At 74.2% G+C, this 20,041-nt stretch carries 18 protein-coding genes; 6 read left to right on the top strand and 12 right to left on the bottom strand.

Annotated features, from left to right (window positions below; translation table 11 throughout):
• Positions 1-36: 36 nt before the first annotated feature.
• Complete coding sequence (locus tag AC6CH9_RS13355; RefSeq protein ID WP_498155315.1) at positions 37-480, bottom strand: SAV_6107 family HEPN domain-containing protein; 444 nt, start codon at positions 478-480, stop codon at positions 37-39.
• A 196-nt stretch (positions 481-676) separates the two neighbouring features.
• On the opposite strand from AC6CH9_RS13355, the gene AC6CH9_RS13350 reads away from it, so the two are divergent.
• Entirely contained in the window at positions 677-1,519 is an 843-nt protein-coding gene (locus tag AC6CH9_RS13350; RefSeq protein WP_498155314.1) for a spermidine synthase, read from the top strand.
• A gap of 84 nt (positions 1,520-1,603) precedes the next feature.
• Here AC6CH9_RS13350 and AC6CH9_RS13345 read toward each other — a convergent pair whose 3' ends face one another.
• From AC6CH9_RS13345 to AC6CH9_RS13325, 5 genes are all read right to left on the bottom strand, one after another.
• Positions 1,604-1,807 (bottom strand): cold-shock protein, encoded by a 204-nt coding sequence (locus AC6CH9_RS13345; RefSeq protein ID WP_034655075.1) that lies wholly within the window; start codon positions 1,805-1,807, stop codon positions 1,604-1,606.
• Between the two features lie 321 nt (positions 1,808-2,128).
• Positions 2,129-3,055: a proteasome assembly chaperone family protein gene (locus tag AC6CH9_RS13340; RefSeq protein WP_498155313.1), complete on the bottom strand. Its 927-nt coding sequence runs from the start codon at positions 3,053-3,055 to the stop codon at positions 2,129-2,131.
• Positions 3,056-3,204: 149 nt separating this feature from the next.
• Positions 3,205-3,645 (bottom strand): response regulator, encoded by a 441-nt coding sequence (locus AC6CH9_RS13335; RefSeq protein WP_047233762.1) that lies wholly within the window; start codon positions 3,643-3,645, stop codon positions 3,205-3,207.
• Between the two features lie 61 nt (positions 3,646-3,706).
• Positions 3,707-5,332, bottom strand: coding sequence for a sensor histidine kinase (locus tag AC6CH9_RS13330; protein ID WP_498155312.1), 1,626 nt, complete (start codon positions 5,330-5,332; stop codon positions 3,707-3,709).
• Positions 5,333-5,340: 8 nt separating this feature from the next.
• The gene (locus AC6CH9_RS13325) at positions 5,341-6,672 is read right to left on the bottom strand and encodes a PP2C family protein-serine/threonine phosphatase (protein ID WP_498155311.1); all 1,332 of its coding nucleotides are present in this window, start codon (positions 6,670-6,672) and stop codon (positions 5,341-5,343) included.
• Positions 6,673-6,853: 181 nt separating this feature from the next.
• Between AC6CH9_RS13325 and AC6CH9_RS13320 the strand changes: the two genes are divergently transcribed.
• The 3 genes from AC6CH9_RS13320 (at position 6,854) to AC6CH9_RS13310 (ending at position 10,980) form a co-directional block, all read left to right on the top strand.
• Positions 6,854-9,148, top strand: coding sequence for a HelD family protein (locus tag AC6CH9_RS13320; RefSeq protein ID WP_498155310.1), 2,295 nt, complete (start codon positions 6,854-6,856; stop codon positions 9,146-9,148).
• Between the two features lie 95 nt (positions 9,149-9,243).
• Positions 9,244-10,443 (top strand): phosphoglycerate dehydrogenase, encoded by a 1,200-nt coding sequence (gene serA, locus AC6CH9_RS13315; RefSeq protein WP_498155309.1) that lies wholly within the window; start codon positions 9,244-9,246, stop codon positions 10,441-10,443.
• A 117-nt stretch (positions 10,444-10,560) separates the two neighbouring features.
• On the top strand, positions 10,561-10,980 hold the full coding sequence (locus AC6CH9_RS13310; protein ID WP_378232503.1) for a pyridoxamine 5'-phosphate oxidase family protein: 420 nt from the start codon (positions 10,561-10,563) through the stop codon (positions 10,978-10,980).
• Between the two features lie 58 nt (positions 10,981-11,038).
• Here the strand turns inward: AC6CH9_RS13310 and AC6CH9_RS13305 are convergent, their stop codons facing one another.
• Entirely contained in the window at positions 11,039-11,233 is a 195-nt protein-coding gene (locus AC6CH9_RS13305) for a DUF5302 domain-containing protein (protein ID WP_047233781.1), read from the bottom strand.
• A gap of 166 nt (positions 11,234-11,399) precedes the next feature.
• Here AC6CH9_RS13305 and AC6CH9_RS13300 point away from each other — a divergent pair, with 166 nt between their 5' ends.
• Positions 11,400-12,491, top strand: coding sequence for an aldo/keto reductase (locus tag AC6CH9_RS13300; RefSeq protein ID WP_498155308.1), 1,092 nt, complete (start codon positions 11,400-11,402; stop codon positions 12,489-12,491).
• A gap of 69 nt (positions 12,492-12,560) precedes the next feature.
• Here the strand turns inward: AC6CH9_RS13300 and nrdR are convergent, their stop codons facing one another.
• Together nrdR and AC6CH9_RS13290 are read right to left on the bottom strand one after the other, a co-directional pair.
• Entirely contained in the window at positions 12,561-13,094 is a 534-nt protein-coding gene (gene nrdR, locus AC6CH9_RS13295) for a transcriptional regulator NrdR (protein ID WP_498155307.1), read from the bottom strand.
• Between the two features lie 415 nt (positions 13,095-13,509).
• A complete protein-coding gene (locus tag AC6CH9_RS13290) occupies positions 13,510-13,878 on the bottom strand; it encodes a LysM peptidoglycan-binding domain-containing protein (protein ID WP_498155306.1) in 369 nt (122 codons plus the stop codon).
• Between the two features lie 332 nt (positions 13,879-14,210).
• On the opposite strand from AC6CH9_RS13290, the gene lexA reads away from it, so the two are divergent.
• Complete coding sequence (lexA, locus tag AC6CH9_RS13285) at positions 14,211-14,945, top strand: transcriptional repressor LexA (protein ID WP_498155305.1); 735 nt, start codon at positions 14,211-14,213, stop codon at positions 14,943-14,945.
• A gap of 111 nt (positions 14,946-15,056) precedes the next feature.
• On the opposite strand, the gene AC6CH9_RS13280 is transcribed toward lexA, so the two are convergent.
• The 3 genes from AC6CH9_RS13280 to hflX all read right to left on the bottom strand — a co-directional run bounded on the left by AC6CH9_RS13280 (position 15,057) and on the right by hflX (position 19,922).
• Positions 15,057-16,067, bottom strand: a complete 1,011-nt coding sequence (locus tag AC6CH9_RS13280) for an L-lactate dehydrogenase (RefSeq protein WP_498155304.1) — start codon at positions 16,065-16,067, stop codon at positions 15,057-15,059.
• A gap of 49 nt (positions 16,068-16,116) precedes the next feature.
• Complete coding sequence (locus tag AC6CH9_RS13275; protein WP_498155303.1) at positions 16,117-18,228, bottom strand: ATP-dependent DNA helicase; 2,112 nt, start codon at positions 18,226-18,228, stop codon at positions 16,117-16,119.
• A 134-nt stretch (positions 18,229-18,362) separates the two neighbouring features.
• The gene (gene hflX, locus AC6CH9_RS13270) at positions 18,363-19,922 is read right to left on the bottom strand and encodes a GTPase HflX (protein WP_498155302.1); all 1,560 of its coding nucleotides are present in this window, start codon (positions 19,920-19,922) and stop codon (positions 18,363-18,365) included.
• Between the last annotated feature and the right edge of the window lie 119 nt (positions 19,923-20,041).

Below are 20,041 nucleotides of genomic sequence, written 5' to 3'. Positions count from 1 at the left end.
CGCCTCATCGGGCGTTCGACGCAGGCGGCGCCACGGTCACGACGCCACCGTCCGCAGACCGGGCAGCCGGACGAAACCGGCGTCCGGGTCGACGAGCATCGCGACCTCGTCGCGAAAGTCCTCCGCGCACGCCATGAGCTCGTCGGCCCGGCGCGGGTCGACGGCGTCGAACCGACCCGCGTCGACGGCAGCGCGGACGCGCGCCCCGCTCGCGAAGTAGCCGGACCAGGCTGCGAGCGACGGCTCGGCGTCCGCGAGCTGGTCCCACACTGAGCGGGCCCGTCCACGGCGCACCGGCCGGGCGCGCAGGGCGACGACCGCCGCCGCGGCGCGCAGGGCACCGAGGTGGGCGTGCACGAACCGCTCGCCCGCGTCCTGCGCGATCGCCGCCGCGACGAGCTCCGCGTCCGCGCGGTCCAGCAGCCGACGGACCTCGGCGGGGACGGCGACCGCCCCCCTCGCGCCTGCTTCGTTCGACATCGCGCACCTCCTCCTCCACTATCGAACACCTGTTCGATCCTGTCAACGCCGGGCGGCCTCCAGCCCGTACGGTGGGCACATGGCTCACCGCACCTCCCGACGCTCCTCAGGGTCCTCCGCGCCACCCACACCGTCCCGGCGGCGGGGAAGCGGGGGCCGCGGCGGGGCCGCCGGGACGGAGCTCCCGACCAGGCCCGTGCCGACGTCGACGGGGACCGCGTACGTCGAGCGCGACCCCGACCTCCCGTCGGCCGTCACGCTCTTCGTCAACGGCGTCCCGAGCTCGTACCTCGACCTCGACGACCCCGGAATGCTCGCGTTCGAGTACATGCAGCAGATGGCGGCCGTCATGGACGAGCTCGGCCCGGCGCCCCTGCGCGCGCTGCACCTCGGCGCGGCGGGGTGCAGCCTGCCCCGCTGGGTCGAGCACACCCGGCCGGGGTCGACCCAGCTCGGGGTCGACCTCGACGCCCGTCTGCTCGAGCTGGTGCGCACGTGGTTCGACCTGCCGCGGGCACCGCGCCTCCGGCTGCGTCCCGACGACGCGCGGCACGCGGTGGCGAGCCTGCCCGACGCCTCGTACGACGTCGTCGTGCGCGACGTGTTCGACGGCGACCGCACCCCCGACCACCTCACGACCCTCGGCATGGCGGTCGAGGTGCACCGCGTCCTGCGCCCGGGCGGCGTCTACCTGGTCAACTGCGCCGACCGTCCGCCGCTCACGACGGCACGCCGCGAGGCCGCGACCCTCGCGGCAGCGTTCGGGGAGCCGTCCGCCGCGGAGGGCCGGGTCGCGGCGATCGCGGAACCCGCGCAGCTCAAGGGCAGGCGCTACGGCAACGTCGTGCTCGCCGCGGTCCGTGCCGGGTCAGGCGCGCCGAGCCTGTCGAGCACGACGCTGGCGCGCGCCGTCCGCTCGCTCGCCGTCCCGGCGCGCGTCGTCACGGGCGACGAGCTCCGCGCGTTCGTGGGCACCGCGCCGGTGCTCGACGATCCCGAGGAGGTGGCGACCGGCGGCACCGTGGCAGAAGGGTCGTGAGACGCGACAGGAGCCGCGCCCGAGGGGCGCGGCTCCTGCACTGCTGCGACGACCGGGTGGCCCGGCCGTCAGACGTCGTGGACGTCAGAGCGGACGAACCTTCTCCGCCTGCGGGCCCTTCGGCCCCTGGGTGATCTCGAACTCGACCCGCTGCGCCTCGTCGAGCGTGCGGTACCCGTTCGACTCGATCGCCGAGTAGTGCACGAAGACGTCGGCACCGCCGCCGTCCTGCGCGATGAAGCCGTAGCCCTTCTCGGCGTTGAACCACTTCACAGAACCCTGCGCCATGCTCTTCCTCTGACCTTCTGTCCATCCGGGGACATCAGCGAGCGGACCCTTCGTCCACCCCCGTGCGCCGCAATGCCATGTCCCACGTCCTTCGCCGGCGCCCCGGCCGTGTGCGGCCGGCAGGCCCGACGCCGGACCACCCCGCCGGGCGGACCCACGTGCCGGCCCTGCACCGGGTCGTGCGCAAGTACGTCACTGCAACGGGTGACAGTGTGGCACGGACCACGTCCGGTCCGCCATGGAACTCGCCACCTCTCGTGGTGATTTTTGGGGACATTCCACCCCGGTCCGCGAGACCGGGGTGGACCGGGTCGACGCGGCTCAGTCTCCCGACTGCTGGGCGAGGAAACGCTCGAACTCGGCACCGAGCTCGTCCGCCGTCGGGATCGGCGCGGACTCCGCCAGCAGGCTCGTTCGCCCGACGGAGCGCGCGAACGCGTCGTACTGCTCCTCGAGGGCGCGCACGACCGCGGCGACCTCCTCGGAGTCGCGCACCTGCCGCTCGACCTCGGTCGTCGCGTCCTGCACGGCCTCCGCGAGCCCGCTGGTCGCGAGGTCCAGGCCGGTGACGCGCTGCACGTGCTCGAGCGCGACCACAGCAGCCGGAGGGTACGACGACTGCGCCAGGTAGTGCGGCACGTGCACGGTGACGCCGAGCGCGTCGTGCTCCGCCCGGCCGAGCCGCAGCTCCAGCAGGGCCGCCAGGCTGGCCGGCACCTTCACCGTGCCGAACCACGACGTGTGCTCCCCCAGCAGCTCCGGCCGCGTCGCGTGGGCGGTGACCGACAGGGGTCGCGTGTGCGGGATCCCCATCGGGATGCCGTGGAAGCCGACCGTGAGCGACACGCCCAGGCGCTCGACGACGTCGCGCACCGCGGCGACCACGCGCTCCCACTGCACGTCGGGCTCGGCGCCGTGCAGCAGGAGGAACCCCGTCCCCTCGGCGTCGCGCACGTGGTCGATCACGAGGTGCGGCTCGTCGTAGTCGGACCAGCGGTCCGTGCTGAAGGTCATCGTGGCGCGCTTGGATCGGTAGTCGAGGAGCTGGTCCACGTCGAACGTCACCACACGGGTGACCTCGCCGATCCCCAGCAGGTGGTCGACCGCGACCTCGCCCGCGCTGCCCGCGTCGACGAACCCCGCGACCGCGTGCAGCAGCACGGGCCCCGCGCCCGGCTCGGGCGGCGTGGGCCACAGGCGTGCCACGGCCTGCTCGTCGAGCTCGTAGATCCCGCGAGGGTCCAGCATGCATCCTCCTCGTGACGTCCTTCGCCCGTGCGCTGCCGACGGCGCGCGACGGGCCTGACGAGGACAACACGGCTCGTCCCGCGGTTCTTCCCGACCCGGCGAGACCGGCTCGTGCTCTCGGAGGGTCCCCGGACCGGCCCGCGCCCGGGTCAGCGACCGGGCAGCCGCACCACGGAGACGAAGAAGTCGTCGATCTGGCGCACGACGTCGATGAAACGATCGAAGTCGACCGGCTTGGTCACGTAGGCGTTGGCGTGCAGCGAATAGCTGCGCACGACGTCCTCCTCGGCCTCGGACGTCGTCAGCACGACGACGGGGATCTTGCGCAGTGCCTCGTCCGCCTTGAGCTCGGCGAGGACCTCGCGCCCGTCCATCCGGGGCAGGTTGAGGTCGAGCAGGATGAGGTCCGGCGTCGGGGCGCCCTCGTGCTCGCCCTCCTTGCGCAGGAACTGGAGCGCGCTCACCCCGTCGGAGACCACCGAGAGCCGGTTGGTGACCTTGTGGTCCTCGAACGCCTCGCGCGTCATGAGCACGTCGCCGGGGTCGTCCTCCACCAGGAGGACGTCGATCGGCTTGCTGCCGTGGCTCATGCGGGGTTCTCCTCGTCGTCGTGGCGCGCGCGGGCCGTGCCGCCCAGGGGTCGGTCAGGTGTCACTGCTCCGCGCCGTCGTGGTCGGAGCGAGCGTAGCCGACCTGCGCGTGCACGTACGCGTGGGCGAGCGTGAAGCGGATCGTCGTCCCGCCCTCGCGCGGCTCGATCCAGATCCGGCCGCCGTGGTACTCGACGATGCGCTTGCACAGGGCGAGGCCGATCCCGGTGCCCTCGTACACGTCCTTGGCGTGCAGCCGCTGGAAGATGACGAACACGCGCTCGGCGTACTGCGGGTCGATCCCGATGCCGTTGTCCTCGACCGAGATCTCCCAGTGCGTGTCGCGTGCGAGCACGCCCACGTGCACGACCGGCGGCCGGTCGGGGTCGCGGAACTTCAGCGCGTTGCCCACGAGGTTGGCCAGGAGCTGGTGCAGGAGCGCCCGCTCGCCGACGACGACGGGCAGCGGGTCGTGCGTGATGCTCGCCCCCGTCTCCGCGATCTTCTCGGACAGGTCCTCGAGCACGCCCTCGAGCTCCTGCTCGAGGTCCACGTCGACGCGCTCGTTGCCCGTCCGACCGACCCGTGAGAAGCCGAGCAGGTCCTGGATGAGCCGCTGCATGCGCTTGGCGCCGTCGACCGCGAAGTCGATGTACTGGTCCGCGCGGTCGTCGAGCTCGCCCCCGTACCGCTTCTTGAGGAGCTGCGTGAAGCTCGCGACCTTGCGCAGCGGCTCCTGGAGGTCGTGGGACGCGACGTAGGCGAACTGCTCGAGGTCGCGGTTGGACCGCTCGAGCTCGCGCGCCTGCTCCGCGAGCAGCTCGTGCGAGCGGGCCGCGTCCTCGTGCGACGCCTTGATCTCGGCGACCTGGTTGACGAGCTCGACGCGCATGTGCTCGACGTCCTGGGCGAGGTCCGCGATCTCCGCCGGGCCGGAGGTGACGACCGGCTCGTCGAGGCTCCCGGAGCTCACGAGCCGCACGCGGTGCGCGAGCTCGGCCATCGGCTCGGTGACCCAGCGCTTGAGGCACACCCAGAGGATGATCCCGACCGCGAGCGCCGAGCCCACGAGGACGAGGACGCTCCCGAAGAGGGCCCGGCTCCAGCGGTCGAGCGTGTCGAGCCGCTCGATGCGCTCGGCGCGGATCGCGTCGACGTACCGGGCGGTGTCGGCCCGTGCGTCGGCGAACAGCTCGGCCCCGTGCGCCTGGTCCACGGCGCGCACCCGCCCTGGGCCGTCGTCCTCGGTGGTCGCGATCGCGGGCTCGGCGTAGTCGGTGACCCAGGCGCGCACGGACGCGTCGGCCTGGGCGAGCGTCGCCGCCTGCTCCTCGTCGAGCCCGAGCAGGTCCACGAGCGCGGGGCCCGGGACGACGCCCTCGGCATCCCTCCCGACCGCTCGGGTGTAGGCCTCGAGCGCCGTGTCGTCCCCGGTCGCGACGTACGCGCGCACCGCCACCTCGGCGTCGAGCAGGCCCACGTACGCGGCGTCCGCCTCGGTCACCGCGTCGAAGAACGGCCCGGTGACCTCCCCCTGGGTGGTCAGCACGCGCGAGAGCGCGATGGCCGACGTCGCGAGCACGCCGAGCAGGATCACGCCCGCGACGACGAGCGCCCACCCGAGCCGGCGGCGCAGGGTGGGGGCGCGCCGACGCCCGGCGTGCCCCGTGCTGGTCGTCTCGCTCACCGCCGGCGTCACCGGGCCCACTCGTCCGAGTCGGCGAGCGTCGCCGTGCGCTCGCCGGGGGTGCTCTCGTCCCCGCCCCAGCCGAGCACGAGGAGCGCGGCATCGTCCGCCAGCGGCCCGCCGTGCAGGTCGCGCACGCGGCGGAACACGCGCTCCACGACCCCCTCGACGCCCTGCTCGAGCGCGCGGTCGACGGCGCGGCGCAGGCCGTCGACGCCGACGCGCTCGGGGCGGGCGCGGGACCCCGCGGTGGTCCCCGGCCGGGCGACCGTCGCCTCGACGAGCCCGTCCGTGTAGAGCATGAGCGCCCAGCGCTCCCCGAGGTCGACGGACTGCGACGTCCACCCTCCCTGGACGGGGATCCCCAGAGCGCGGCCGCGCGCCGTGGGCGTAATCTCGGTCGCGGTGTCGCGCAGCAGGAGCGGCGCGAGGTGCCCCGCGAGGTAGACCTCGGCACGACGGCGGTCTGCGGACACGAGGACCTGGCAGAGGGTGACGAAGACCTCGGGGCGGGCGCGCTCGGGCACGAGGACCCGCTCCAGGAGCGGGAGGATGCCCTCCGGCTGGGTGTCGGAGAGCACGATGGTGCGCCAGGCCGTGCGCAGCGTCGCGCCCAACGCCGCCTCGTCCGGACCGTGGCCCGCGACGTCGCCGATGACGCACAGCACCGTCCCGTCCGGGCGCTCGACCGCGTCGAAGAAGTCGCCGCCCAGGAGACCGTTGCCGCCGGGGACGTAGCCCACCATGACGTCGAGCCGGTCGTCCTGGACGAGCGGCGTGGGCAGGAGCGCGCGCTCCAGGCGAGCGGTCTCGGCCGCCCGCACCTCGCTGCGGTACAGCGCGCGCTGCTGCTCGACGGACATGCGCCGCTGCACGGCGTAGCGCACCGACCGGCCCAGGAGGTCGCCGTCGACCTCGCCCTTCACCAGGTAGTCGTCGGCGCCGGCCGCGACGGCCTGGACGCCGAGGTCGATGCCCGAGTGCCCGGTGAGGACCACCAGGGCGGGCGGGTGGGCGCCGGTCCGCACCCGCTCGACCGCCGACAGCCCGACGGAGTCGGGCAGCCCGAGGTCCAGCAGGACGCAGTCGACGTGCCGCGAGACGAGCATCTCGAGCGCGGCGTCGAGCGTCGTCGCACGATGGAGCTCGACCGTGAGGTCGCCGTCCGCCAGCAGCTCCTCGACGAGGATCGCGTCCCCGTCGTCGTCCTCGACGAGGAGGATGCGCAGCTCGTCCGTGGGGGCGAGGACCGCGCGCTCGGACAGCACCTGGTCACGCGCGCCGGCCTCGTCGCCCCGCGCAGAGGGTCGCGCGGGGACCTGCCGGTCGGTCCCGGTCACGACGCCCGCTCCCCTCTGGTCGCCATGGCCCACGATCCTAGCGTCAGCCGCGCGTCGAGCCCGGTCACGGGTGCGGGACGCGCCGAGGACCGGACCGGGACCGGGCGCCCGTGGGCCATAATGGACGGCCGTGTCACGGGCGGGCGCTCGGGCGCGACGCCCGACCGAGGGAAGGGACAGCGTGGGACGCAACGACGAGCTCCGGCTCGAGCAGGAGGTCGTGGACACCCTCTACGCGCGCCTCGACGAGCTGCGTGCCGCCGCCCGCGCGCGGCTCGACGGCGTCCGTCGGTCCGGACCGTCCGGCTCGCCGCAGAACCGGAGCGAGCGCGACGCGTTCGCGACGCTGTACGAGGACCGTGTCGCACAGCTCGACGCGGTCGAGGACCGGCTCGCGTTCGGTCGGCTCGACCTCGACGACGGCACGCGCCGCTACGTCGGGCGCATCGGCCTGACCGACGCCGAGCACACGAGCCTCCTCACCGACTGGCGTGCGCCCGCGGCGCAGTCGTTCTACCGCGCGACGGCGGCCCACCCCGACGGCGTCGTCCGACGGCGCCACCTGGTGACGCGCGGGCGCGACGTCACGGGCCTCGAGGACGAGCTCCTGGACCTGGACGCGCCCGAGGCCGTGACCGGGACGACGCTCTCGGGCGAGGGCGCGCTCCTCGCCGCGATGGCCGCGGGACGCACCGGGCGCATGGGCGACATCGTCGCGACGATCCAGTCCGAGCAGGACGCGATCATCCGGTCGGGGCTGGCCGGCGCGCTCGTCGTGCAGGGCGGCCCGGGCACGGGCAAGACGGCCGTCGCCCTCCACCGCGCCGCGTATCTTCTCTACGCGCACCGGAGGGTGCTGGAGCGCTCGGGGGTCCTCCTCGTCGGTCCGAGCCACTCGTTCCTGCGCTACATCGACCAGGTGCTGCCGTCGCTCGGCGAGACGGGGGTCGTCAGCACGACGATCGCCGACCTCCTCCCCGGGGTCGTCGTCGACGGCGCAGAGGACCCTCGCGTCGCGCGCGTCAAGGGCCGGGCCGTCATGGCCCGGGCGGTGCGACGCGCGGTGCGCGCACGCGAGCGCGTGCCCGCGGCGGACGTCCCGGTGCGCCTCGACGGCCACGACCTGCTGATCCGGCGCCGCGACGTCCGCGACGCGATCGCCAAGGCCCGGCGCACGCACAAGCCGCACAACCTCGCGCGCGTCACCTTCGTCCGCGAGATGCTCTCGCGGCTCGTCGACCAGTACGGCCGCCAGCTCGGCGAGCCGCTCGTCGGCGAGGACCGCGCGCTCGCCCTCGAGGACCTGCGCTCCCACCGCGACGTGCGCGTCGCGCTCAACCTCGCGTGGCTGCCCCTCACGCCCGAGCGCCTGGTCGAGGACCTCTGGACCAAGCCGCACCGGCTCGCCGAGGCGGCGCCCGAGCTCTCGCCGGCCGACCGCCGCCTGCTGGAGCGGCCGAAGGGCTCGCCGTGGACGCCGGCGGACGTCCCGCTCCTCGACGAGGCCGCCGAGCTGCTCGGCGAGGACGACCAGGCGGAGCGGGCCGAGGCCGCCGCACGGGCGGCGCAGCGCGCGCAGGACCTGGAGTACGCACGGCAGGTGCTCGAGTCGTCGGGCGCCGGCGGCGGGATCGTCGGTGCGGACGTGCTGGCCGAGCGCTTCTCGGCGAGCGGCCCGCGCCTCACGACGGCCGAGCGCGCCGCGCAGGACCGCACGTGGACGTACGGGCACGTCGTGGTCGACGAGGCGCAGGAGCTCTCGGCGATGGCGTGGCGCATGCTCGTGCGCCGGTGCCCGACGCGCTCGTTCACCGTCGTCGGGGACGTCGCGCAGACGTCGTCGCTCGCGGGCGCGCGCTCGTGGAAGGGCATGCTCGACCCGGTGTTCCGCGACGCGTGGCGACTCGCGGAGCTGACCGTCAACTACCGCACCCCGGCCTCGGTGGCCGACACCGCACGGCGCGCCGCCCTCGCCGCCGGGCTGCCGGTCTCGCCGCTGACGTCCGCGCGCGACGTGGAGGACGCGCTGCGCGTCGTCGAGGCGACGCCCGCCGACCTCGCCGCCCTGGTCCGGGCCGAGGCCGAGGCCGCACGCGCGGAGTTCGTCGCCGCGGAGTCGGGGCGCGTCGCCGTCGTCGCCGCAGCGCCGGCGGTCGCGGAACTGCGCGTCGCTCTCGGCCTCGAGGACGCCGGTCCGGACGCACCGGTCACGGTGCTCGACCCGGTGCAGGTGAAGGGCCTGGAGTTCGACGCCGTCGTGCTCGTGGAGCCTTCCGACATCGCGACCGGCCCGTCGGGCGCGTCGGACCTCTACGTCGCCATGACCCGCCCGACCCAGCGCCTGGTCGTCGTGCACGCTCGCGCGCTCCCCGCGGGCGTCGCCGGCACCGGACCGGGTGCCGAGACGCGAGCGAGCACCCCCACGAGCACGCGGGCGAGCACGGACGCGGACGGCGGTGCGCGCGTCGCCCCGTGACGCGGCGGTCCGGGCCGCGCGGGTCGGGCGTTCACCTCGTCCCGAGGGTCAAGACCCGTTTGGTCCGGACCGCGGACCGGGCGCACCATGGGAGCGTGCTACGCGCCCTCCTCCTTGAAAACCTGCACCCTCTCGCTGCCTCGAACCTCGAGGCGGCGGGGATCGACGTCACCGTCCGCACCGGCGCCCTCGACGAGTCCGAGCTGATCGAGGCCCTCGACGGGGTCCACCTGCTCGGCATCCGGTCCAAGACGAACGTCACCGCGAACGTGCTCGAGAACGCCCCCGACCTGGTGGCGCTCGGCGCGTTCTGCATCGGCACGAACCAGATCGACCTGCGCTCGGCCGCGACGCAGGGCGTCGCCGTGTTCAACGCGCCGTTCCAGAACACGCGCTCCGTCGTCGAGCTCGCGCTCGCCGAGATCATCGCGCTCACGCGCCGCCTCACCGAGCGCGACCGCGCGCTGCACGAGGGCCGCTGGGACAAGTCGGCGGAGGGCGCGCACGAGGTCCGTGGCCGCACGCTCGGCATCGTCGGCTACGGCAACATCGGCACGCAGCTCTCCGTGGTCGCCGAGAATCTCGGCATGTCGGTCGTGTTCTACGACACGGCGGAGAAGCTCGCGCTCGGCAACGCGCGCCGCATGGACACGCTCGACGAGCTGCTCGAGCAGGCGGACGTCGTCACGCTGCACGTCGACGGGCGCCAGGGCAACGCCGGGCTGTTCGGCGCCAAGCAGTTCGCCCGCATGCGCCAGGGCTCGATCTTCCTCAACCTGTCGCGCGGGTTCGTCGTGGACTACGGCGCGCTGCGCGAGGCGATCGTCGAGGGGCGCGTCTCCGGTGCTGCCGTCGACGTGTTCCCGCACGAGCCGAAGCGCAAGGGCGACGCGTTCGACTCCGAGCTGCGCGGCCTGCCGAACGTCATCCTCACCCCGCACATCGGCGGCTCGACGGAGGAGGCGCAGGAGGCGATCGGCCAGTTCGTGTCGGCCAAGCTGCGCGACTACCTCACGACGGGGTCGACGACGCTCAGCGTCAACGTGCCGAACCTCGCGCTCGAGCAGACCACCGGGATCACGCGCATCACGCACCTGCACCGGAACACGCCGGGCGTCCTCGCGGCCGTCAACGCGACGCTCGCGGAGCACGGCACGAACATCGAGGGCCAGCTGCTCGCCACCCGTGGCGAGATCGGCTACGTCGTCACCGACGTCGGCTCGCGCGTCGAGCCCGCCGTCATCGGCGCGCTGGCGGCGATGGAGCAGACGATCGCCCTGCGCGTCCTGGACTGACGCCCCCGCGAGCGATCTCGCCGCGTGCGCCGGTCGCCCGGCGCACGCGGCGAAGGTCCTCGGGCGGCATGACCTTCGCCGCTGAGCGCCCCGTCCGCGTCGGTGCCACGATGAGGCATGACCGGATACACGCACGACGGGCCGCAGATCCTCGACGCCGACGCGTCGTGGGACCTCGTGGAGGGGACCCACGTCGCACGCCTCGCCGTGAGCGTGCGGGGCGAGCCGGACATCTACCCCGTCACGGTTCGGGCGCACGAGCGCACGCTCGCGTTCCGCACCGTGCCGGGGACCAAGCTCGCGACCCTCGCGACCAACGAGCGCGTCGCGCTCGAGTGGGACCACGTCGACGACGACGGGGCGTGGAGCGTCGTCGCCCGCGGGACCGCGCACCGCGTCCGGAGCGAGCACGAGGTGGACGCCGTCCAGGACGGTGCGGACCCGCTGGTCCCCACGGTCGACGTGCCGACCGAGGAGTGGGTCGTGGTCGAGGCCCGCGAGCTCACGGGGCGGCGCTTCGCCCGCTCGGAGGACTGACCCCAGACACGCGTCGTCCGGTCGCCCCGTGCGGGGCGACCGGACGACGGGACGGAGGTCAGCCGGACTTGCGGCGGAACGTGCGCTGGACCGGACCGACGGTCTCGGAGCCGTGCACCGACCCGGTGTTGGACTCGCCGTCGGCCGTCCGGTGGCGCGCCGCGTTCTTCCGGTCGAGCGCCTCCCGGAACTTCGCCTTGGCCTCGTCGGTCGGTGCGGTGTCTGCAGCGGATCGCTGCTGGTCGGACGCCATGGCGGTCTCCTCGTCGATGGGGAACTCTGTCGTGCACTGCCGTCGGCCCGACGGTGCGGGCACCTCGCCAGCCTCCCGCACCCTGTCGCCGGACGCCACCTGATTTGTCCCCCGGTCCGTCGGCTCTCCGACGGGCCGTCGGACGGCGTCGGGTAGCGTCGGCACCGTGCCGCCCGACGCCTCCCCTGCTCCCGCCGCCCGCCCGGCCGCGCCGCCGTCGCCCACCGGCCGCGCCTCGCTGCCGCACCGCCGTCTCGGTCGTTCCGGGCTCGCGCTGCCGACCGTCTCGCTGGGGCTGTGGCAGAACTTCGGCGACGCCGACCCCCGGGCGACCCAGCGGGAGATCGTGCTGCACGCGGTCGACCGCGGGGTGACCCACCTCGACCTCGCGAACAACTACGGCCCGCCGGGCGGAGCGGCGGAGGAGTCGCTGGGACGCCTGCTCGCGCGCGAGCTGCGGTCGGTCCGCGACGAGCTCGTCGTGACGACCAAGGCCGGCTACCGCATGGGGCCCGGACCCTACGGCGAGGGCGGCTCGCGCAAGTACCTGCTCTCGTCCCTCGACGCGTCGCTGCGCCGGCTCGGCCTCGACCACGTCGAGATCTTCTACTCCCACCGCTTCGACCCGACGACGCCGCTCGAGGAGACCGTCGGCGCGCTCGCCACGGCGGTCCGCTCGGGACGCGCGCGGTACGCGGGCATCTCCTCCTACTCCGCGCGCCGCACCCGGGAGGCGCTGCGCGTCGCGGAGCAGCTCGGCGTCGACCTCGTCGTGACCCAGGTGTCGTACTCGATGCTCAACCGGTGGGTCGAGGAGCCCGACCCGCACGATCCCGCAGGGGCGTCCGTGCTCGACGTCGCCGGGGCCGAGGGCCTCGGCGTCGTGGCCTTCTCTCCTCTCGCCCAGGGGATGCTCACCGACCGGTACCTGCGCGGGGTCCCGGACGACTCCCGCGTGGCGCGCGGCGGGCCCCTGCGACCGACGTTCCTCTCGGACGCGAACCTCGACCACGTGCGCAGGCTCGACGGCCTCGCCCGCGCCCACGGGCGCAGCCTCGCGACGACGGCGATCCTCTGGGCGATGCGGGACGAGCGCGTCACCTCGGTCCTGCTCGGCGCGAGCTCGACGCGCCAGCTCGACGAGAACCTCGCCGCGCTCGATGCGCCCGGGCTCTCCACCGAGGAGCTCGCGGCCGTCGACGCGCTGCCCGCGGACACGGGCATCAACATCTGGGCGTCGCGGTCCAGCGACCTGTAGCACCGCGGACGCGGTCCGGGGTCCGGGGTCCGCGACGCGGGAACGACGACGAGGCGCTGCGGCGCCGCCTCAGGCGTGCGGCGCGGGCTCCTCGCTCACGTCCCCGACGGGAGAGGCGCCGTCAAGGACCTCGGCCCGTGCCGCCGACTCGCGCTCCTCGCGCTCGACCCGGAGCGAGGTGATCGCGCTCTCGAAGTCCTCGAGCGAGTCGAACGCCTGGTAGACGCTCGCGAAGCGCAGGTAGGCGACCTCGTCGAGCTCGCGCAGCGGCCCGAGGATCGCGAGCCCGATCTCGTACGCGTCGAGCTCCGCGCTGCCGCTCGCCCGGATCGTCTCTTCGACGCGCTGAGCGAGCACCGCCAGGTCGTCCTCGTTGACGGGGCGCCCCTGGCAGGCCTTGCGCACGCCGTTGACGATCTTCTCGCGCGAGAAGGGCTCCGTGACGCCCGAGCGCTTGACCACGGACAGGCTCGCGGTCTCGATCGTCGTGAAGCGGCGGTTGCACTCGGGGCACTGGCGACGCCGACGGATCGACGCGCCGTCGTCCGAGGTGCGCGAGTCGACGACGCGGGAGTCCGCGTGGCGGCAGAACGGGCAGTGCATGACGGGCTCCTCCGCGGGTTCGCGCCGACGGGTCGGCGCGACGAACGTATGCCGTCGCGGCGGGGCGGTGCAACACGCCTCCAGCGCGGAGGCCCCGCGGAGGTCGGGACGACGGCATCAGGCTCCCGCCCGTGGACAGCAGAACGGGGGCGGTCGTGGTCGACCGCCCCCGTCGGGACGCCCCCGTCCCCATCTCACGCGTGACTCGCCTCACGCGCGACGACGTGCACAGGAGTCGCGGTGGACCGCGCGCTCCTCGCCTCGTCCGCCCAGCCCCCCAGCCGGCGTTGTGAGGTGAGACTAACTTAGGCTGACCTAATCGGAGATGCAACCCCTGCGACCCGGCGCACGAGGATCTGCTGCCGTGTCCTGCGTCACAACGAAGCCCGGCGCGCCGACGACGAGCGGCGCAGCCCTAGGCAGATGCCGGAAGAAGGATCTTCTGGCCGGCCTGGAGGCCGGACGACGAGAGACCGTTGAGCTCGGCGAGCCCGCTCACGACGTCCCGGAGATCCTCGCCCGGAGCCGCCACGCCCCGCGCGAGCTCCCACAGCGTCTCCCCCGCGGTCACGACGTGGACCCGGACCTCCACGGGCTCGCCCGGCGCGCTCGCGACGGCGACGCCCACGCGCGCGGCGAGCAGGAGCACCACGGCCGCCAGGAGCACGAGGACCACGCGGCCCCGCCGGGTGAGTCGCAACGGCCGCTCGCCCGCGCGCTCCGGCGCCGCGGCCCCGCCCGCGCGGCCGAGAGGCCCGACCGTCGAGATCGCCATCGCATCCATGCCTGCTCCGTCCCGGCCCGCGGGCCCGATCGCCTTCCCCGGTCGATCGGACGCCGCGAGCCCTTCGCCTCCCGCGCCGACCAGATCGGTCGAACACGTGTACGTAGAACATCTGTACGAAGGTCTATCACGAACCGCCGACAGAGTCGAGACATGCTCGAACAGGTGTTTGATTCGTGTCGCAACCTCCCCTAGCCTGGGGTCAGGTCGGTTCGCCGGACATGTCCGCTCGGACCTGGTGGAACGACCGAGGTCCCGGGGCGCACGCACCGGGAGGGGAGGCCGCAGGCCGGGAGGCGTCGGCGGCCGCGACGGACGAAGGCGGAGCGACCATGGCGGCACGAGGCACGGACAGGGCACGGGGGCTCGCCGAGGTGCGCGAGCTCCCGGACGGGTCGGCGGGGGGTGACGGACTCACACCGCGGCAGCGTCTCGTGCTCGAGACCATCCGCGCGTGCGTCGAGCAGCGCGGCTACCCGCCGAGCATGCGGGAGATCGGCGAGGCAGTCGGCCTGACGAGCCCGTCGTCCGTGAAGCACCAGCTCACGACGCTCGAGCGCAAGGGCTTCCTGCGGCGCGACCCGAACCGCCCCCGCGCCATCGAGGTCGTCCAGCCGGACGACGCGCGCCGCGCGACCTCGCTCGGGACCGCGGGCGCCGTGCCCCAGCTCCCGTACGACGAGGCGCACCCCGCGCCGTCGTACGTGCCGGTCGTCGGACGCATCGCGGCCGGTGGACCGATCCTCGCGGAGCAGGTCGTCGAGGACGTCTTCCCGCTGCCCCGCCAGCTCGTCGGCGAGGGCGAGCTCTTCCTCCTGCGGGTCCAGGGCGACTCGATGATCGACGCCGCGATCTGCGACGGCGACTGGGTCGTCGTGCGCCGCCAGCCGGTCGCGGAGAACGGCGAGATCGTCGCGGCGATGATCGACGGCGAGGCCACGGTGAAGTCGCTGCGGCGCGCGGACGGCCACGTGTGGCTCATGCCGCACAACGCCGCGTACGACCCGATCCCGGGAGACGACGCCCAGGTCCTCGGGCGCGTCGTCTCCGTGCTGCGCAGCCTCTGAGCGACCGAGGCCCCTCCCCTCAGCACGCCGAGAGCCGGGTGGTCGTCGACCACCCGGCTCTCGCGGTGCTCGGGCCGCTCGGTCAGAGACCGAAGCGGCGGTCCCGGCCGGTCAGAGACCGAAGCGGCGGGCGACGGCGCGCAGCGACTCGGCGGACGACCGCAGGCCGGCGAGCTCCGCGTCGGCCAGCGGTACCTCGACCCGCTCGGCGGCGCCCCGCCGGTCGACCAGCGTCGGCAGCGAGAGGCACACGTCGTCGAGCCCGTACGCGCCGTCCAGGAGCGTCGAGACGGGCAGGATCCGGTGCTCGTCGTCGAGCACGGCCTCGATGATGCGCGTGCCCGCGAGCCCGACGGCGTAGTTCGTCGCGCCCTTGCCCTCGATGATCCGGTAGGCCGACTGCACCACCTCGCGCGCGATGTCGTCACGCACCTCCGCGGTGAGGGGCCCCCTCCCGCCGAGGCCAGGCCATTCCAGGAGCGGCACGCCGCCAATGGTCGCCGAGCTCCACAGCGGGATCTCGCTGTCGCCGTGCTCGCCCGCGACGTACGCGTGGACGTTCTGCACCGCGACGCCGCAGTGCTGGGCCACGAGGAAGCGCAGGCGCGACGAGTCGAGGACCGTGCCGCTGCCGAAGAGCTGCGTCGGCGGCAGCCCGGAGAACTTGAGCGCCGCGTACGTGACGATGTCGACGGGGTTGGTCACCATGACGTAGACCGCGTCCGGGGCGACCTCCACCAGCCCGGGCAGGATCGTGCGCATGAGGCCGATCGTGCCCTCCGCGAGGTCGAGCCGTGTCTGGCCGGGCTTCTGCTTCGCCCCGGCCGTCACGACGACCACGTCCGCCCCGGCGCAGACCGCGACGTCGTCCGAGCCCTCGACCCGGGCCATCGGCATGAACTGGATGCCGTGCTGGAGGTCGAGCACCTCCGCCTCGACCTTCGCCTTGTTGACGTCCAGGAGCGCCACCGTGCGCGCGGCGCCGCGCATGAGGGCCGCGTACGCGAGCGTCGACCCGACCGCGCCGGCCCCGACGATCGCGAGCTTGGTCGTCCGCGCTCCCCCTCCCGGACCGCCCGTGGTCGCGTCGCCGGTGCCCTGCGGGGACGTGCTCGTCGTCATCTCGCCTCCGTGAAAGTTCGCTGGATTCCCTGATGCTCGCGGGAAGGACTCAGCCTAGGGCGGCGAGGCGCCGTAGCGCAGCGGTAGCGACGTCGCGCTCCGTCGTCTGCCAGAACCCCGGCATGGACCGCGTGAGGAACGTGCCGTAGCGCGCGGTCACGAGGCGCGGGTCGAGGACCGCGACCACGCCTCGGTCGGCCGTGGACCGCACGAGCCGGCCGGCGCCCTGCGCCAGCAGGAGCGCTGCGTGCGTCGCGGAGACCTGCATGAACCCGTTGCCGCCTGCGGCCTCGACCGCACGTGCCCGAGCCGACTTGACCGGGTCGTCCGGGCGCGGGAACGGGATCCGGTCGATGAGCACGAGCTGGCACGACGGCCCCGGGACGTCCACGCCCTGCCAGAGCGACAGGGTGCCGAACAGGCACGTCGCCGGGTCGTCGGCGAACTCCCGCACGAGCGTCGGGAGCTGGTCGTCGCCCTGGCACAGGATCGGCACGTCGAGCCGCTCACGCATCGCCTCCGCCGCGGCGACCGCGGCGCGGCGTGACGAGAACAGGCCGAGCGTGCGCCCCCCGGCAGCCTCCACGAGGGCCGCGATCTCGTCGAGCTGGTGCTCCGTGGATGCCTCCCGGCCCGGCGTGGGCAGGCGCTTGGCGACGTAGAGGATGCCCTGCCGCGCGTAGTCGAACGGGCTCCCGACGTCGAGCCCGCGCCACCGCGGCGCGTCGGCGTCGCCGCCCTCACCGCCGTTCCCGAGGCCGAAGGTGCGCGCCACGGCGTCGAAGCTCCCTCCGAGGGCGAGCGTCGCGGACGTGAACACCCCTGTCCGCTCGGCGAGCAGGTGCGTCCGGATGAGGCCGGCGACGCCGAGCGGGGCGGCGTGCAGCCGGCTCGCGCCCTCGCCGAACCGGTCGGCCGACCAGCCGCCCTCGCCGGGCCGGGAGCACCAGAGCACGTCGTGCCCGGTCGGGTCGGCGGCCATGCGCTCGGCGACCTCGAAGAGCTGGAGCATGGTCGACTGGGCCATCTTCAGCCCGGAGTCCGGCTGGGCGGGCTTGGTGACCCCGGTCTCGGGCTTGAGCGTCGAGAGGACCTCGCGCGCGGCGTCGCGCACCGCGGCGACGGCCGAGCGCGCGCCGTCGGGCAGCCCGTCCGGGAACCGCTCGGCGGGCAGCGCGCCCACGACCGTCCCGAACGCCGCCGACGCCGCGTCGAGCGCGTCCGTCGTGACGCCGCCGTGCCGGCGTGCGAGCCGCGCCGCGCTCTCGATCGCCGGGACCGAGAGGTCGACCGTCGCGGCCGCCGTGACGCGGTCCGCGAGCTCGTGCGCCTCGTCGACGACGAGCACGTCGTGCTCGGGCAGCACGCCGGGCGACCCCATCGCGGCGATGCCGAGCATCGCGTGGTTGGTCACGACGACGTCCGCCTCGCGCGCCGTCGCGCGCGCCTTCTCGGGGAAGCACTCGGCGAGCATCGGGCATCGCTGACCGAGGCACTCGAGGGCGGTGACCGAGACCTGCCGCCACGCCTTGTCGCTCACGCCGGGCACCAGGTCGTCCCGGTCGCCGGTCGACGTCTCGTCGGCCCACTCCCGCAGCCGCACGACCTGCTCGCCGAGCGCGACCGCGCTGCTCCCTCCGCGTGCGGCGGGGTGGTCGGCGGCGCCCGCGGACTCGCCCGGCAGGTCGAACAGCGTCGGCTCGTCGGCCGGGTACCCGCCCGCGATCTTGTGGACGCACAGGTAGTTGTGCCACCCCTTGAGCAGCGCGATCGTGGCGGGCCGCGGGAGACGGTCCGCCACGGCGTCGGCGACGAGCGGCAGGTCGCGCGTGATGACCTGACGTTGGAGCGCGAGGGTCGCCGTCGAGACGATCACCCGTTCGTCCGTCGCGACGGCGTGCCGCACCGCCGGCACGAGGTACCCGAGCGACTTCCCCGTGCCCGTGCCCGCCTGGACGACGAGGTGCTCCGAGCTCTCGATCGCCTCGGTGACCGCGCGCGCCATCGCGTGCTGGCCGTCGCGCCGAGCACCACCCAGCCGCGTGACGGCGACGTCGAGGAGCGCGTCGACCGCGGGCACGTCGCCGCTCGAGGTGCCGGCCGTCGTGCCCGGCCCCTCGGCGTCGACACGGTCGGGGGCGGGTCGTGTGGAGGGGGGCACCTGCCGAGTCTACGGTCGGGCACCCACGGGCCGGCCGTCCTGTGGACGGCGGCGCGGGTACGGCACGACCCCGCACGGCGCAGGCCGTGCGGGGTCGTGGAGGGGCGTCGGGCGGCAGACCCGTCGAGGCGCGCTCAGCCCTGGGCCGAGGCGCCGACGAGCTCGGTCGCGAGCGCCTGGGCGACACGACCGCGCAGGAGCGTGCCCTCGGGCGTGTGCTCCTCGTGGTCGATCTCGCCCTCGGTGTGCACGCGGTGCACGAGGTCGCCACGGTGGTAGGGCACGACGACGTCGATCTCGACGTCGGGCCGGGGCAGCTCGTGCGCGATGAGCTCGCGCAGGTGCTCGATCCCCTCGCCCGTGTGCGCCGACACGACGACCGTGCGCCGCTCGCGCAGCCGGATCCGCGCGATCGTCTCCGGGTCCGCGAGGTCCGCCTTGTTGAGGACGATCACCTCGGGCACGTCCTCGACGCCCGGGATGTCGGCCAGGACGTGCCGGACCGCCGCGATCTGGCCCTCCGGGTCGGGGTGCGACGCGTCCACCACGTGGAGCAGCAGGTCGGCGTCGCCGACCTCCTCGAGCGTCGAGCGGAACGCCTCGACGAGCTGGTGCGGCAGCGCCCGCACGAACCCCACGGTGTCGGCGAGCGTGTAGACGCGGCCGTCCTCGGTGCGCGTGCGGCGCACCGTCGGGTCGAGCGTCGCGAACAGCGCGTTCTCGACGAGCACGCCCGCGCCGGTGATCGCGTTGAGCAGGCTGGACTTGCCCGCGTTCGTGTACCCGGCGATCGCGACGGACGGGATCGCGTGCCGCTTGCGCGACGCACGCTTGGTCTCCCGGCCCGGGGCCATCGCCTGGATCTCGCGGCGCAGCTTCGCCATGCGGTTGCGGATACGGCGGCGGTCCAGCTCGATCTTCGTCTCACCGGGGCCGCGCGATCCCATGCCCGCACCGGCGCCGCCGACCTGGCCGCCGGCCTGCCGGGACATCGACTCGCCCCACCCGCGCAGGCGCGGGAGGAGGTACTCGAGCTGGGCGAGCTCGACCTGGGCCTTGCCCTCCCGGGACTTGGCGTGCTGGGCGAAGATGTCGAGGATCAGCGCGGTCCGGTCGATCACCTTGACCTTGACGATGTCCTCGAGCGCACGCCGCTGGGAAGGCGCGAGCTCGCCGTCGATCACGACCGTGTCCGCGCCGCTGGCTGCGACGACGTCGGCGAGCTCTGCCGCCTTGCCGGAGCCCAGGTACGTGCCCGGGTCGGGCTTCGCGCGGCGCTGGATCACGCCGTCGAGCACCTGGGAGCCCGCCGTCTCGGCGAGGGCCGCGAGCTCGCGCAGCGAGATCTCGGCCTCCTCCGCGGACGAGGGCGCGCCGTCCTCGCGCGGGTCGGAGCCGGGGCTCCACAGCCCGACGAGCACGACCTTCTCGAGGCGCAGCTGCCGGTACTCGACCTCGGTGACGTCCTCGAGCTCGGTCGACAGGCCGACCACGCGGCGCAGCGCGCTGCGCTCCTCGAGCTCGAGCTGCTCGCCGTCGTGCCGTGCGTGGACCGTGCCGCCCTCGGCACGCGCCGTCCCGGCCCGAGCGAGCACCCGCGCCACGACGTCGTTCGCGATGTCCCGCGTCGCGCCGGTCGGCTCGTCCTGAGCCGAGGTGGGGTTCGCCGGTGTGTTTGCCGGGGTAGCGCTCATGTGCCGCCTTTCGTCGGGGAAGGGCGCTCGTGCGCCCTGTTACCAGAACAAGCGTGGCACGGGAAAACGTCCCGAGGCCAGTGGATAAGCGGGTGAGGCCCGGCCGGACGGGCCCGGCC

The organism is Cellulosimicrobium sp. GQ32 (assembly GCF_059758455.1).
Note: the sequence above shows the minus strand (reverse complement) of the source record. Positions and strands in the feature narration are given on the sequence as shown.